The 13,517-nt window shown below is 74.4% G+C and carries 13 protein-coding genes; 8 read left to right on the top strand and 5 right to left on the bottom strand.

Going from position 1 to position 13,517, the window contains the following annotated elements; genetic code table 11:
- Nucleotides 1-13 precede the first annotated feature (13 nt).
- Both ACFW2G_RS09425 and ACFW2G_RS09420 read right to left on the bottom strand, forming a co-directional pair.
- Nucleotides 14-853 carry a hypothetical protein gene (locus ACFW2G_RS09425; RefSeq protein WP_384445421.1) on the bottom strand — a complete coding sequence of 280 codons (840 nt, stop codon included), beginning with the start codon at nucleotides 851-853 and terminating at the stop codon, nucleotides 14-16.
- A gap of 162 nt (nucleotides 854-1,015) precedes the next feature.
- The gene (locus ACFW2G_RS09420) at nucleotides 1,016-1,648 is read right to left on the bottom strand and encodes a hypothetical protein (protein ID WP_384445423.1); all 633 of its coding nucleotides are present in this window, start codon (nucleotides 1,646-1,648) and stop codon (nucleotides 1,016-1,018) included.
- 186 nt (nucleotides 1,649-1,834) lie between these two features.
- Here ACFW2G_RS09420 and ACFW2G_RS09415 point away from each other — a divergent pair, with 186 nt between their 5' ends.
- Complete coding sequence (locus ACFW2G_RS09415) at nucleotides 1,835-2,692, top strand: nuclease-related domain-containing protein (RefSeq protein WP_384445425.1); 858 nt, start codon at nucleotides 1,835-1,837, stop codon at nucleotides 2,690-2,692.
- 136 nt (nucleotides 2,693-2,828) lie between these two features.
- Here the strand turns inward: ACFW2G_RS09415 and ACFW2G_RS09410 are convergent, their stop codons facing one another.
- Complete coding sequence (locus ACFW2G_RS09410; RefSeq protein ID WP_384445427.1) at nucleotides 2,829-3,983, bottom strand: Ku protein; 1,155 nt, start codon at nucleotides 3,981-3,983, stop codon at nucleotides 2,829-2,831.
- A gap of 31 nt (nucleotides 3,984-4,014) precedes the next feature.
- Between ACFW2G_RS09410 and ligD the strand changes: the two genes are divergently transcribed.
- Together ligD and ACFW2G_RS09400 are read left to right on the top strand one after the other, a co-directional pair.
- Entirely contained in the window at nucleotides 4,015-4,911 is an 897-nt protein-coding gene (gene ligD, locus ACFW2G_RS09405) for a non-homologous end-joining DNA ligase (RefSeq protein ID WP_037927864.1), read from the top strand.
- On the top strand, nucleotides 4,911-5,792 hold the full coding sequence (locus ACFW2G_RS09400) for an ATP-dependent DNA ligase (protein ID WP_384581106.1): 882 nt from the start codon (nucleotides 4,911-4,913) through the stop codon (nucleotides 5,790-5,792). Before ligD ends, ACFW2G_RS09400 begins: the two co-directional genes overlap by 1 nt.
- A gap of 148 nt (nucleotides 5,793-5,940) precedes the next feature.
- Here ACFW2G_RS09400 and ACFW2G_RS09395 read toward each other — a convergent pair whose 3' ends face one another.
- Both ACFW2G_RS09395 and ACFW2G_RS09390 read right to left on the bottom strand, forming a co-directional pair.
- A complete protein-coding gene (locus ACFW2G_RS09395; RefSeq protein ID WP_037927867.1) occupies nucleotides 5,941-6,336 on the bottom strand; it encodes a DUF6479 family protein in 396 nt (131 codons plus the stop codon).
- 113 nt (nucleotides 6,337-6,449) lie between these two features.
- Nucleotides 6,450-7,274: an XdhC family protein gene (locus ACFW2G_RS09390; protein WP_384581059.1), complete on the bottom strand. Its 825-nt coding sequence runs from the start codon at nucleotides 7,272-7,274 to the stop codon at nucleotides 6,450-6,452.
- Between the two features lie 499 nt (nucleotides 7,275-7,773).
- Between ACFW2G_RS09390 and ACFW2G_RS09385 the strand changes: the two genes are divergently transcribed.
- From ACFW2G_RS09385 to ACFW2G_RS09365, 5 genes are all read left to right on the top strand, one after another.
- Nucleotides 7,774-8,043 (top strand): hypothetical protein, encoded by a 270-nt coding sequence (locus tag ACFW2G_RS09385; protein ID WP_384581057.1) that lies wholly within the window; start codon nucleotides 7,774-7,776, stop codon nucleotides 8,041-8,043.
- A 258-nt stretch (nucleotides 8,044-8,301) separates the two neighbouring features.
- Nucleotides 8,302-9,504: an alpha-hydroxy-acid oxidizing protein gene (locus ACFW2G_RS09380; protein ID WP_037927875.1), complete on the top strand. Its 1,203-nt coding sequence runs from the start codon at nucleotides 8,302-8,304 to the stop codon at nucleotides 9,502-9,504.
- On the top strand, nucleotides 9,501-10,310 hold the full coding sequence (locus ACFW2G_RS09375) for a class I SAM-dependent methyltransferase (RefSeq protein WP_384445450.1): 810 nt from the start codon (nucleotides 9,501-9,503) through the stop codon (nucleotides 10,308-10,310). The genes ACFW2G_RS09380 and ACFW2G_RS09375 overlap by 4 nt, the downstream gene beginning before the upstream one ends.
- A gap of 136 nt (nucleotides 10,311-10,446) precedes the next feature.
- The gene (locus ACFW2G_RS09370; RefSeq protein ID WP_384445452.1) at nucleotides 10,447-11,853 is read left to right on the top strand and encodes a hypothetical protein; all 1,407 of its coding nucleotides are present in this window, start codon (nucleotides 10,447-10,449) and stop codon (nucleotides 11,851-11,853) included.
- 166 nt (nucleotides 11,854-12,019) lie between these two features.
- Complete coding sequence (locus ACFW2G_RS09365; RefSeq protein ID WP_384581055.1) at nucleotides 12,020-13,396, top strand: class E sortase; 1,377 nt, start codon at nucleotides 12,020-12,022, stop codon at nucleotides 13,394-13,396.
- Nucleotides 13,397-13,517 lie beyond the last annotated feature (121 nt).

The following is a 13,517-nucleotide window of genomic DNA, read 5'->3' as shown; positions in this document are numbered from 1 at the left end:
CTCCCGCGCGCCGTCACGGCCGGTCCGGTCCGGGACCGAGTCCGGTGCCCGGTCCCGTGCCCGGTCCGGTGCCCGACCCCGTGCGGGGTCCCGTGCCGGGCCCGGGCCCGGGCCCGCGGTCCTGCGGACCCTGCGGGTTCGCGGGCACCCGTACGATCTGCTCGCGCGTCGGCAGCATGGTGCGCTGCTTCTCCTCCCAGGACCAGGCGGTGATCAGCTCGTAGCCGCGGTTCCCGCTGGGTACCCGCAGGACCACGTCGTGCCCGGCCAGCTCCACCGAGACGACCGTCTGGGTGGTCGCCATGATCCGGTTGAGGCGGCCGTCGCGGTCCGCCGTGTAGACCCGTACGGACATCCTCCTGTCCGGGAACTCGATGCCGATGATCAGCTCGTCCCGGCCATTGCCGGTGAGGTCCCGGTAGTACGGCGCCAGCACCGGGCACGACGCGGGCCCCGTGTCCCCCCGCGCGCAGGTGTTGATCGCCGCGGCGGTCTCGGCCGGTATCCCGTCCGCACCCGACCTGGTCTTGGGGTGGGCCCGCAGCTCCGCCTGGACGAGCGCCACGGGATCGACCGCGTGCACGTCCTCGTCGGGGACGGGCGGGATCCCCTTCACGTACTCGGGTGGAGCCCCGGCCGGATCGGCCGGCGGCACGGTCGCCCCCGTGCGGTCGGGCCACAGGTGGACGGGCCCGCTCGCGGTCGCGGTCGCCCCGGCACCGACCAGCCCGCCGGTGTCGCCGCAGCCCGCCAGCAGCGGGAGCGCGGCGAGGGCCAGCAGCGGCGCGCGGGCCGGGCCGGAAACGGGAGAGCGGGAGCGGCTCGCCGCCCCGCCGAAAACGAACCTCTTCACGGCCCCCCAGTCCACAGCCCCCGTGCCCTTCTGCGCGCCCCGCCGCGACGGTCGATCACATCCACCCTATGCGGAGGTGTGCCCCCTTTTACCCGGGTGGCCGCCGGTGGTCGGAGCGCGGGCGGGAGCGCTGCCCGCCGTCCATGCGGCCGCCGACGGCGGTCAGCCGTCGGTACGCCCCCGACGCAGCATGGCGAAGCCGAGTCCGGCCGCGCCCACCGCCGCGATGCCGCCGCCCGCCGCGAGCAGCAGCACGCCCTCGCCGGGCCCGTCGGCCAGCGTACTCAGCCGCCGGCCCTCCGCGGACGCGGCCTCCAGGGCGCGGGTGTCGCCGGCGGCGGCCCGCTGCTCGGCCGAGACCGGGACGATCTGCCCGTCGCGCGTGCCGGTCTTGTGCCCGCCGCCCGCGACGGCGTGGCCGCCGCCCTGCACGATGGCACCGCCGACCCAGGAGGTCAGCCGGCCCGCGGGGTCCAGGGCCGCGTGCAGGCCGCCCGAGCCGTCGACGGCGATGACCCCGTCACGGCTGGTCAGGGTGGCCGCCCTGGTGCCGTCGACAGCCAGGATGTCGGCCTGGTAGCCGCCCTCGGCCGTCCGGTAGACCTTCGCCGTGGACACTCCGTCGGCCAGTTCGAGGCTCTTGACCAGAGTCCGCTGGGCGGCCGAGGAGTGCGCGGAGGCGGCCGCCGGCACCCCTTCGGCCAGAGCGGCAGCGGTGGGCAGCGCCAGCAGGCTGCCGGCACAGGCGGTCACGGCGGTGGCGCGAACGAGAGTGCGGCGGCGGGCGGTGCTCACGGAAAGTCCTTCGGTGCTGGTCGGGCCCTGGTGTCTCCAGGTGCGACCACCGTAGGCGGCGGCCGTTGCGGCGGCACCCCGTTCGTGTAACAGCGAAGTCGCAACAGCCCGTCGGAGTCGTTACACATCCGAGGGATTGCCGTGCGCCGCCCCGGCTGCTCACATGGACGGCGGGGGTGAGGGTGAATGCGCGGACTCAAGGTACTGCCCAGCGGCCGTCCCGGACGCGGTCGACTGTACGTCAACTTGCCCGACGGGCAGGCGGTCGCCTGGTACGACCGCCAGGCCAACCGGATCAGTGTCCTCGAAGACGACCACCGCGAGGCAGTCCTGGCCGCGCTGCGTCCCTACCTGAGCGGCACCGTCTCCATCGGGCCGCCACCGGTCCCGACCGCGGCCGACCTGCGCCGCCTGGCCATGCCGCCGGACGCGGACCTGGCACCGAACCGCCCCGGCGAGACCCTGCTGGGCGAGCTGGAGCACGGCACCGCGGGCAGCCGGGCCCGCCACCGGCTGCGCCAGGACCTCGCCGCGCAGCAGCGGATGGGTGACGCCCTCGACGCCCTGGAGCAGGACGGCTGGCGGACCCTGCACTGCGTCCCGCTCCCGGGCTCCGGCCACATCGACCACCTGCTCATCGGTCCCGCCGGGATCTTCTGCGTGCGTACGGTTCCCGGACGCCGCCAGCGCGCGGTGGTCGGCGACCTGCTGCTCACGGTCGGCCGCGCCGAACCCCGTCCGGACCCCCGCTGGATCCGCGGCGCGGCGGTCCGCGCGACCGTGCTCCTCGCCGCGAAGGTCACCCCGGCCCTGGCGGTGGTCGACGCCTCCCGCCTGGAGACGGCCCCGACGGTCCGCGACATCCGCATCCTGCAACCGCAGTCCGCGGCACCGGACCTCGCCGCCGCTCCGGTGGCCCTCAAAGCCCCTGACGTCGAAGCCCTGTTCGCCCAGGCCCGCGACACCCGAACCTGGCTGCCGCAGCGCCCGCCCCTGAGCCCCGGCCGCACCGCAGCCCCGCGAGGGGGCGCCTCCCGGCGGTAGCCGGGGGAGCGGGGGCGCGAGGTCCGGGGTGCGAGGTTCCGGGGTGGAGTCCGGTGGACGGCGGCGGGGCGGGGCGGGGCGGGGCGGGAGAGCACAGCACAGGCGTGGTTCTCGAACCAGACCCCGGGCCAGCCCCTCAGGCAGAGGTCCGCTTCCGCGGTGTCGCGGCCTTCTTCGCACCCGAGGCCGTGGCGGCCCTCTTCGTACCGGCCGCCGCCGTCGACGTGGCCGTGGCCGATTTGGCGGTCCCCGACGCGGCGGTCGTCGACCTGCCGGTGCCCGACTTGGCGGTCGTCGACCTGGCGGTGCCCGACTTGGCGGTGGTGGACTTCTTCTTCGAAGCGGTCTTCGAGGCGGCCGTCTTCTTCGCCGAAGCCGCCGTCGACTTCTTCCCACCGACCGCCTTCGGCGCAGCCGACGCCCTGCGCTTCGTCCCGCCCCGCCGCCGCATCGGCGTGACCTCGGCCTCCGTGCCACTCTCCGGGGCCGCTCCGTCAGGCCGCGCACCCTCGCCCCGCGAGGCCTTCGCCGCCCGCACGCTCTTCTCCAGCGCCGCCATCAGGTCGATCACCTGCCCCCCGGCCGGCTCCACGGTCGCCTCCGCCGGTTCGAACGCCCCGCCCGCCTTCGCCGCGATCATCGCCTCCACGGCGTCCCGGTAGTCGTCGTGCAGCGATGCCATCTCCACCTCGCCGAGCGTTGCCATCAGGGCGTCCGCCAGGTCCAGTTCGGCGTCCCGTACGGTCACCTCCACGTCCGGAGCGACTCCTTCCGGCGCCCGGATCTCGTCCGGCCACAACAGCCCGTGCATCGCGATCACGTCGTCGACGACCCGCAGCATGCCGAGCCGCTCCCGCCCTCGCAGCGCGTACTTGGCGATCGCGACCTTCCGGCTGCGCCTCAGCGCCTCCCGCAGCAGCGTGTACGGCTTCGCCGCCGTGGCCCCGTTCGCCGCCAGGTAGTACGCCGCGTCCATCTGCAGCGGGTCGATCTCCTCGGCGGGCACGAACGACATGATCTCGATCGTCTTCGCCGTGGCCAGCGGCAGCTGAGCCAGGTCCTCATCGGTGATCGGGACGACCGACCCGTCGGCCTCCTCGTACCCCTTGCCGATCTCGGCGCCCGCCACCTCCTCGCCGTCCAGCTCGCACACCTTGCGGTAGCGGATCCGGCCGCCGTCGGCGAGGTGGATCTGACGGAAGGAGATCGAGTGGCTCTCGGTGGCGTTCACGAGCTTGATCGGAATGCTGACGAGGCCGAAGGAGATCGCTCCGTTCCAGATGGATCGCACGGTTCCTCCTGTTTCGTGGCAGTCTCATCGTATGACGCCGATCACATTGGTGGAGGGCCGTCGCATCACGCTCAGCAATCTCGACAAGGTCCTCTACCCGGAGACCGGCTACACGAAGGGCGAGGTGCTCCACTACTACGCCAGCGTGGCGGAGCCCCTGCTGGCCCAGATCCACGACCGGGCGGTCTCCTTCCTGCGCTATCCGGATGGGCCGGACGGCCAGCTGTTCTTCACCAAGAACCCGCCGCCCGGCACACCCGACTGGGTGAGGACCACCCCGGTGCCCCGCTCCGAGGACCCCTCCGCCGCACAGGTGGTCGTCGCCGACATGGCCACCCTCATGTGGGCCGCCAACCTCGTCGTCGAATTCCACGTCCACCAGTGGCCGGCGGGCAGCCCCGCGGTCGCCGACCGCATGGTCCTCGACCTCGACCCCGGCGCGCCCGCGTCCGTCGTCGAGTGCAGCGCCGCCGCCCTGTGGCTGCGCGAGCGGCTCGCCGCCGACGGGCTCGACGCCTGCGCCAAGACCTCCGGCTCCAAGGGGCTGCACCTGGCCGTGCCGCTGGAGCCGACCCCGTCCTCGCAGGTGTCCGCGTACGCCAAGCAGCTCGCCCAGGAGGCCGAGCGCGAGCTCCCCGACCTCGTGGTCCACCGCATGGCCAAGGCCCTGCGCCCCGGCAAGGTCTTCGTCGACCACAGCCAGAACGCAGCCGCGAAAACCACCGCCGCCGCCTACACCCTGCGCGCGCGGGCCCGCCCCACCGTCTCCGCGCCCGTGTCCTGGGCCGAGGTCGAGGCCTGCCGCACCCCCGCCGACCTGGTCTTCCTCGCCGATGACATCGGGCCGCGGCTGCTGCGCGACGGCGACCTCTTCGCCCCGCTGGCCGATCCCGCGCGAGGTCGCCCGCTCCCCAAGGTCCGGCCGTGATCCGGGTGGCGCTGGCCGCCGCGGTCCCCGTCCTGCCGCGTGGGGCGGGACTGGCGTACGAGCCGAAGTTCGACGGACACCGGCTGGTCATCGCCCGTTCGGCGGCCGACGTGACGCTCCAGGCCCGCTCCGGGCGGATCGTGACCAGTGCGTTCCCCGACCTGGCGGCGGCAGCGCTGCAGTTGCCCGCGGGGACGGTCCTCGACGGTGAGGTGGTGGTCTGGCAGTCGGGCCGCACCGACTTCGCGCTGGTACAGCGGCGCGCGGCGGCCACGGCGGCCCGGGCCGCCGTGCTGGCGCAGAGCCTGCCGGCCTCGTACGCCGCCTTCGACGTGCTGGAACTGGCCGGGCTGGACGTGCGCGCCCGCCCGTACGAACGCCGGCGGGCCCTCCTCGTCGATCTGCTCCTCCCCCTCGGGCCGCCCCTTCAGCCCGTCCCGATGACGACCGACCCGGAGCTGGCCGCCACCTGGTACGAGACGCTCCCCGCCAGCGGTATCGAGGGCCTCGTCGTCAAGAGGCTGGACCAGGCCTACCCGGCCGGGCGGCGCGGCTGGCAGAAGGTGCGGCACACCGACGTCCGGGACGCCGCGGTCGTCGGCTACACGGGAACCCCGCGCCGGCCCCTCGCCCTGGTGCTCGTCCTGCCGGTCGGGGACGAGACCCCACTGGTGTCGAGCCCGCTGACGGCGGCGCTGCGCCGGGAGGTGGCCGAGGCCGCCGCCGCGCGCGGATCCGCGGGGCCGCAGGGCACGGTCACCGCCATCGGGCTCGGCGAGGTCCCCTACCGCGCCCTGGACCCGCCGCTCACTGCGGAGGTCCGACACGCCTCGGCCCGGCACCCGCCGCCGGAGGTGCTCCGGCTGCGGGCGGACCTCTGAAGGACGGACCTGGACGGACCGTTCCGGGGCGTGCCTGCGGGGGCGGACCTGCGGGGGCGGACCTGCGAGGAGGGAAGGGCACTGACCCGCGCGGGCGGCGCGGGTCAGCGGCCTTCGGGTCGCCGTCCTCCCGGGGCGGACGGCCGGGTCAGGAGTGCGCCCCGCGCCCGGCGTTCGGCGGAGCCCCGGGCTGCGGGTGCGGACCGGGCCCTTCGGGCAGCTTGTACCCGGACTCGCGCTCCTTGCGGACCTCCTCCGGATGGCTGGAGGTGGTGGACCCGAAGTTTCCGTAGCCCTGCATCTCGTGCGGTCTCAGGCCACCCTCGGGGATCTCCACCTGGTCCCGTTCCTCGCGGACTTCGTAGACCGCTCCGCCCTCCGGCAGGCGGGGCTGCTCCTCGGCGGCGGGGGGTGGCGGCTCCTTGGCCCGGACCAGCTGGCCCAGCTTGAAGCCGCCGAGCAGCAGGGCGACGACGGCCAATCCGATGACCGGGAACCACGCGACATCCGTCAGGATCGAGTCCACGCTCAGGATCATGTCCATACGGAGCATTTTCTCTCACAACATCAGATTGCGCGCTTTTCGGGCGATCGGCGTCTGAAGCCGCGCAGGACGCGGGACGTGTGGCGCGACGAGGCGCGTGCGGGGATTCGGGCTCAGGTGTTGATCGGGCCGTCGGCGTCCCGCAGCGCACCCGCCGGGCGTGCCCCCAACACCCCGAGGATCTCGGCGCAGATCGCCAGGGCGGTCTCCGCCGGGGTACGCGCGCCGAGATCGAGCCCGATCGGCCCGTGCACACGGGCCAGTTCCGCCTCGGTGACCCCGGCCGCCAGCAGCCCGTCCCTCCGGCGTGCCGTCGTCCGCCGCGACCCGAGCGCCCCGACGTACGGGACCCCCGCGGCCAGCGCCGCACGCAGCGTCGGCACGTCGAACCGCTCGTCGTGGCTCAGCATGACCACGCACGCGGCGTCCCGGCGCGCTTCGATCACCTCCACCGCAGGCCCGGCGGCCTCGACCCGCACCGCCTCCCAGCCCAACAGCAGTGCCTGCCGTTCGATGACGGCCGCCAGCTCACCGCCACCGCCGATGACCACGTACGGGGCCGACGGGTGTGCCTCGACCAGGACCAGCCCGGAATCCCCGTACAGGGCGTCCCGCCCGGCCCGCCGCGTGGCCAGGAGCTCCGCGGCCCGCCGCCCGGCATCGCCGTCCGGCACCGCGGTGGCCCGTACGACCTCGCTGGACGCCTGGTCCGCGGCCCCGTTCAGGCGGGTCACCAGCGCCACCCCGACCCCCTCCCCGAGCAGTTGCCACCACTCGGCGGGAATCGCCGCGAGCGGCTGGAGCAGCACCTCGGCCTGCCCGCCGCAGGTCAGCTTCGCCGCCACGGCCTCGTCCCCTGCCACGGACACCTCGCACACCCGCGCGGTGGCCCCGGGAGCCATGGCCGCGACCTCGGCGGCGAGTTCCGCATCGAACACTCCTCGGTACAGCTGCCGACGCACTCCCCGCGCACGTCGACGAGCAGGGCCCCGGCGGGGTCCCGCGGCCCGAAGCCCTGCTCGGTGACGGGCCGGGCCAGATACCCCGCCCGGCCCTCGGCCACCCACCGCCGCGCCGTCTCCACCAGCTCACGCATCGTGCCGCCCCATCCACTCCGTGCTCTCCCGCAAAGCACCAGGTCAGCGGCGCATTGCGGCCTCACCGTCCACCCTAGACACCCCGGCGCCCCGCCCCCACCCCCCGAACCCACAGCTTCCCCGGGTTCCCCCTCGTACGGACCGCCCGAACCAGGAGGCCCGAGGCGGACGGGGCGCGACGGGCATCCGGTGCGGTCTCCGGCGGGGCGCGGCCGACGGGCGGGCGATCCGGTCCGCCGGCGAGCAGGTTTCCGCCTGTGGCCGGATTTCGCCTTCTGTCGTCGGTCGCGCACGGTGTGTAGCTTCCAGGTGTCGCGTCACAGACGGAGGGGGACGGGCGATGCCTGCGGTGACCGCGGAACCGGGCCACGCGTACCGGCTGAGGAACAAGCCCACCGGTCGCCACCTGACCGGCGCAGCCTTCGGTGCGAGCACCTGCGCGACGGTCCACCCGTCCGTCGCGAGCGGCCACGGACGGCCCACCCAGGGCATCCGGTTCCGCGCCGACCGCTACGTCCTGGAGCGCACCGAGGGCAGCACGGCGAGGGAGCGGCGGACCACCACCGACCGGGACACGGGCGACAGCGTCCACCCTCCTGCCACCGGCTGAGCGCCGCCGAGGCGAACTGGTCGGCGGCACGCCCGCAGCAGCAGCCGCCCGAGCCCCCGGCATCCGCCGACCGCTGCCGTCCGCTCGCCACCGTGCGCTCGCCGATCCGTCCGCTCGCCGATCCGGCGGGGCTCGGACTCGGACGGGCGGGCAGGGACCTGCTTCTCCACGGGTGGCATCCGCAGAACACGACAGGCCGTGCCTCGCCCGCCGCACTCGTCGGCCGGCGGGGTGCGTTTCACCTACAGGAGTGCCCGATTGCCGTACGCAGGTGGCTACCAGAGCCAGGTCTTCGCCGCAGGCGGAAGCCCCTTCCCCTTCACTTCCCGCGGACTGGAGGACGCGGCGCGCCAGGCGCTGCCGCGCCCCCGCTTCGACTACATGGCGGGGGGCGCCGGGCAGGAGCGGACGGTGGCGGCCAATGAGGACGCCTTCGCGCGCTGGGGCCTGAACTACCGGATCCTCCGGGACGGGGCGGCCGGCGACCCCTCGTGCACGGTCCTGGGGACGCCCATGGCGGTGCCGGTGATGCTGGCCCCGGCCGGAGTGGCCGATCTGGCCCATCCGGAGGCCGAACGGGCGGCGGCACGGGCCGCGGCCGACACGGGCGTCGTGCAGGTGCTGTCGTCGGCGACTTCGACCCCGCTGGAGGAGGTCGCCGAGGCCGCCCCCGGAGGACGAAGGTGGTTCCAGTTCGCCTGGCCCGATGACGAGAAGCTCGCCCGTTCGCTCCTCGCGCGGGCGGAGGACGCCGGGTACCGCGCCGTCGTCCTCCAGGGGGACTGCCACGTCGCGGGCTGGCGCACCCGCGAACTCGACTCCGGCTTCTTTCCGTTCCAGCACGGCCACGGAATCGGGAACTACCTCTCGGATCCGCGGTTCTGCGAACTGGCCGGAACGGGTGCTCCGCCGCCCCGGGGCGCCGCTCCCGACCAGGCGGTCATCCGGGCCGCCGCGGCCACCTGGAACCGCCTCTACACGCGCCCCGCGTTCCGCCCCGCGGACCTGGAACTCCTGCGTTCCTGGACCGACCTGCCCGTGGTCGTGAAGGGGGTCTGCCGGTCGGACGAGGCGACCGCGCTGACCGACGCGGGCGTCGACGGGATCATCGTCTCCAACCACGGAGGCCGACAGCTGGACAGCGGAGTGGCGGCGCTCGACTGCCTGCCCGGGGTGGTTGAGGCCGTCGCCGGCCGGGTGCCCGTCCTGTTCGACTCGGGCGTCCGTACCGGGACCGACGTCCTGATCGCCCTCGCGCTGGGGGCGAGTGCCGTCCTGATCGGCCGGCCTTGGCTCTACGGCCTCGCCATCGGCGGACAGGACGGCGTCGCGCACGTCCTGCGCTGCCTGGAGGCCGAGTTCACAGGTGCGCTCACCCTCACCGGACATCGGCGCCCCGGCACCCTCTCGCCCGCCGATCTCACGCCCGTCACCGCCCACCGACCCCGGAGTGCCCGATGACCGCACGCACCGAACGCACCGAACGCTACGGCGACGAGATCTTCAGCCACACCGGCAAGGACGAGAGGGACCGGCTCTCCGCCCTGGCGGACGTCCTGGACCCGGTCTCCGTCGACGCCCTGGCCGCGCCCGGGCCCGGTTCCGTGCGCCGCTGTCTGGAACTCGCCGCCGGAACGGGCAGCGTGGCCCTCCGGATGCTCGACCTCTTCCCCTCCGCCCACGTGACGGCGACCGAACTCGATCTGCGCTTCCTCGAAGGGATGCGCGGGGACCGCCTGGGCGTCCTGCGGCACGACGTCACCACGGACGAGTTTCCCGAAGGCTCCTTCGACGTGATCCACGTCCGCTACCTCCTGCACCACCTGCCCGACCGCGCCGAGGTCTTCCGCCGGATCGTCCGCTGGCTCGCGCCCGGCGGCCGCCTGGTCATCGAGGAGCCGGCGCTGTTCTCCCTGGAGGCCGCGCGGGACGAGGTCTACCGGCGGGTCTCCCTGGGCGCCCTGCGGGTCCTGGCCGACCGCATCGGGACCGACTGCACCGACTGGGGTCCGGACCTGCCCCGTACCGCCGCCGCCCACGGCCTCACCGGCATCGGCCTGCGCACCACCGTGCCGACGGTCGCGTACGACACCCCGATGGGCCGCTTCTGGCGCCTGACCCTCGACCATCTCGGTCCGGGCATCGCCGCGCTCCCCGGGGTCCACACCGACGACGTCCCGACCGTCCTCGACCGGCTCTCACGCCCCGGGTTCATCGAGATGGGCATGGCCACGGTCACCCTCACCGCAACCAAACCCGCGTTCTGACAAGGGGCCGCACACCCCGATCTCCCGCGACGGGCGATCGCTCGAAGATAACGACTGGGTAACGCCGCACCAGGGTGCGGCGGGCGTGCGCTCTCTCCCAGTGAATCAGCCTTCGAGCCATGGGAGCACAGAGCGCATGAACACGAACATCGGCAGGTTCCTGGCCGCCGCGGCGTCCCTCACCACGCTGGCGGTCGGGGCCTCGGCTTCCCCGGCCGCGGCGGCCGACGAGGGCAAGACCGGGCGCGTCCTGGTCGTCGTGGCGAACTTCGCCGACCGCGCGCACCCGGACGCGGCCGCGATGCGGACGGACGCCGTCGACAAGTACTTCGGCGCGGGCGAGTCGCTGTCCACGTACTTCAGTGAGACGTCGCGTGGCCGGTTCACCTTCGGGCCCGCCGCCAAGGAGAAGGTCCTCGGTCCGTTGACCCTGAAGGAGAAGGCCGGTTGCGGTGGCAACGGCCAGCTGCGGATGGTCCGTGAGGATGTCGAGGCGCAGGTCGCGGCGAAGGGCCTGGTGCGGGGGAAGGACTGGGACTACCTGTCCATCGTCCTGCCCCACATCAGTTGCTACTGGTCCGGCATGGGATCCATCGGTGGCCGCTACACCTGGCTGAACACGGGGGACAACAAGGTGTCCGAGACGACGATCCGGCACGAGTTCGGCCACAACATCGGCTTCGGCCACCAGATCCGCTACCAGTGCAAGGACGGCAACCTCGTCGACTGCAACGACCGTGCCGCCGTCGAGGGCAGGTCGCCGATGGGCGGCAACGGGGCGGCCGGCCTGTCCGCCAACCAGCTGATCCGGATGGGCTGGCTGGAGACCGCCGAGCACCAGCGTGCCACCGGCTCGGGCACCTTCAGCATCAAGGCCCTCTACGGATCCCAGAAGGGCACCCGGGCGCTGGAGATCCCGATGGGGAACCAGCAGAGCCTGCTCCTGGAATACCGCCGTCCGTCCGGCCACCTCGACAAGAACCTCGACGGCGTCTACGCCTACCGCGTGACCGAGGGCCGCTACCACACGGCGGTGCCGATCGTGCTGTCCACGACCGAACGCAGCGCCGGCATCACCGAACTCCGTGACAACGCCTCCAAGGTGACCGTGAAGATCACCGGCAAGACCGCGGACGCGGCCACCGTCGCGGTCGGCCTCGACGGCAAGGCCCCGGCCGCGGGCGCCGCGCCGAGCGACCCCGTCGCGCCGGAGGAAGCGGCCGGCAAGACCGCGCCGCTGGAGGTGACCGACCCGGCCGTGCCCACCGGTCCCGCCGACGTCGACGAGAGCGGCACCGACGGCTCGCACGAGCACCAGGAGCAGGGCGCCGCCGCCCCGGGCGCCGCCGGGACCTCGGAGGCCGTCGCGTCCGGGAAGGCCGGCAAGGCTCCCGGTCTCGCGGGCCAGAACCTCGCCTCGACCGGCAGCGACGGCACCACGCTCACCCTGACCGCCCTCGGCGGCGGTGCGCTCCTGATCGGCGGCGCGTTCGTCGCGACCCGCCGCGCCCGCTCCCGCCGCGGAGCCACGCAGGCCAACTGACCACTCTCCAGGCGGCGTCCGGCCCAGCCGGACGCCGCCTCCGTCCGCCCGGGCCCCGTGGCGTGCACCCTTCCCGGGCGCCACGGGGCTCGGGCCGGCCCCCACCGGGGCGCCCGCTCCATCCCGCCGGGACCGCCCCGGCCGAGTCGCCGGAGGCACCCCGCTCATGACCACGACGCATCCGGACGACGCCGCACAGTGGGCCGGCCAACCCGCCGGTTGGCCGCCTCATCCACCCGTCCCGTCACCGGAGGCCCGGTACGCCGCTGCGCCGCTCCAGCCGCCCGGTCCCTGGTACGGCCGTGAACCGCTCCCCGCACCGGACGGTTGGCCCGCTCAGGAATCGCATCCCGCGACGCACGCCTGGTACACCCACCCGCCCCAGGCGTACGCGCCGCCCCCGCAGTCCTACGCCTGGCCGGGCCAACCGCACCCCTACCTCCCGGCGGCACACCCACCGCTCCAGCCGGACGGCACCTGGTACGCCGACCCCCCGCCGCAGCTGCCCGAGGCCTGGTACGCCGACCCCCCGCCGCAGCCGCCCGAGGCCTGGTTCACCGCCGTGCCGCTCCAGCCGGACGGCGCCTCGTACGGCCGTGAACCGCTCCCGTACCCGGACACCTGGGACGTCGGCCCGGAACAGGCGTACGCCACTGCTCCCCACCTCCCCGAGTGGCCGGCCGGCTCCGGGGGGCATGACGGCCCCGGGGCGCCGCCCCCGCCGGGGTCGGCTCCGGAGGCGCCGGTGATGCCGCCGGAGACGGCGCAGGCACCCCCCTCGCGACGGGCCGGGGCCCGGAGGGCGGCGGCCCGTCGCGCCGATTCGGGGCGGCGCAGGGCCCGGCGCGGCCCGGCCGGGTCGGGGCGTCGCCGCAGGCAGCCGCCCTCCGGGGCCGCGCGGGCCGCGGGCACCGTGATGCTCACGTCCGGACTCGCCATGGTCCTCTTCGTCGCCCACCAGGTGTGGTGGAGCAACGTGCAGGCCCGCGCGGAGGCCGACGAGGCCCGGGCCCGACTGGAACAGGCGTGGCGTGACGACGACCCAGAGCCCCGAGCCGGCGACGATGGCGACGATGGCGACGACGGCTTCGCGCCGGGCGAGGGTTTCGCGATCATCCGGATCCCGAAACTGGACCTGGAGTTCCCCATCGCCGAGGGCATCGGCACGCAGCAGGTGCTCGACAAGGGGCTGGTGGGCCATTACCCGGGCACGGGAATGCCCGCCGACGCCACCGGGAACTTCGTGCTGGCCGCGCACCGGAACACCCACGGGGAGCCGTTCCGGGAGATCGGCCGGCTGGCGCCGGGGGACCGGATCGTGGTGGAGACCGCGAACGCCTCCTACAGCTACGAGGTGGCCGGCCGCATCCCGGAGACCCCACCGACCGACGTGAGCGTGCTCCGCCCGGTCCCCGGCGGATCCCCCTTCACCGTGTCCGGCCGGTACATCACCCTGACGACGTGCACACCTGAGTTCAGCACCCGCGGCCGCCTGATCGTCTTCGGCAAGCTGGTGGGGGAGCAGCCCAGGGCGCAGGTCTGACCACCCTTCGGGTACCGGCCGCGAAGACCCGGTGCGTCCGGTGTGCCGTGTGCCGTGTGCCGTGTGCTCTGTGTGTTCCGTGGGTCATGTGAGGCGTGGGGCCGCTCCGGGCGCGCCGGGT

Origin of the sequence: Streptomyces sp. NPDC058880 (assembly GCF_042742535.1) — a bacterium.
Classification (GTDB): Bacteria; Actinomycetota; Actinomycetes; order Streptomycetales; family Streptomycetaceae; genus Streptomyces.
The sequence above is the reverse complement of the archived record's forward strand: the minus strand, read 5'-3'. Positions and strand labels throughout refer to the sequence as shown.

Coding starts and splice junctions, on each gene's coding strand:
- ACFW2G_RS09415 (WP_384445425.1), top strand. CDS start 1,835: ATGCGCGGACTCAAGGTACTGCCCAGCGGCCGTCCCGGACGCGGTCGA.
- ligD (WP_037927864.1), top strand. CDS start 4,015: ATGACGCCGATCACATTGGTGGAGGGCCGTCGCATCACGCTCAGCAAT.
- ACFW2G_RS09395 (WP_037927867.1), bottom strand. CDS start 6,336: ATGGACATGATCCTGAGCGTGGACTCGATCCTGACGGATGTCGCGTGG.
- ACFW2G_RS09385 (WP_384581057.1), top strand. CDS start 7,774: ATGCCTGCGGTGACCGCGGAACCGGGCCACGCGTACCGGCTGAGGAAC.
- ACFW2G_RS09375 (WP_384445450.1), top strand. CDS start 9,501: ATGACCGCACGCACCGAACGCACCGAACGCTACGGCGACGAGATCTTC.
- ACFW2G_RS09370 (WP_384445452.1), top strand. CDS start 10,447: ATGAACACGAACATCGGCAGGTTCCTGGCCGCCGCGGCGTCCCTCACC.
- ACFW2G_RS09365 (WP_384581055.1), top strand. CDS start 12,020: ATGACCACGACGCATCCGGACGACGCCGCACAGTGGGCCGGCCAACCC.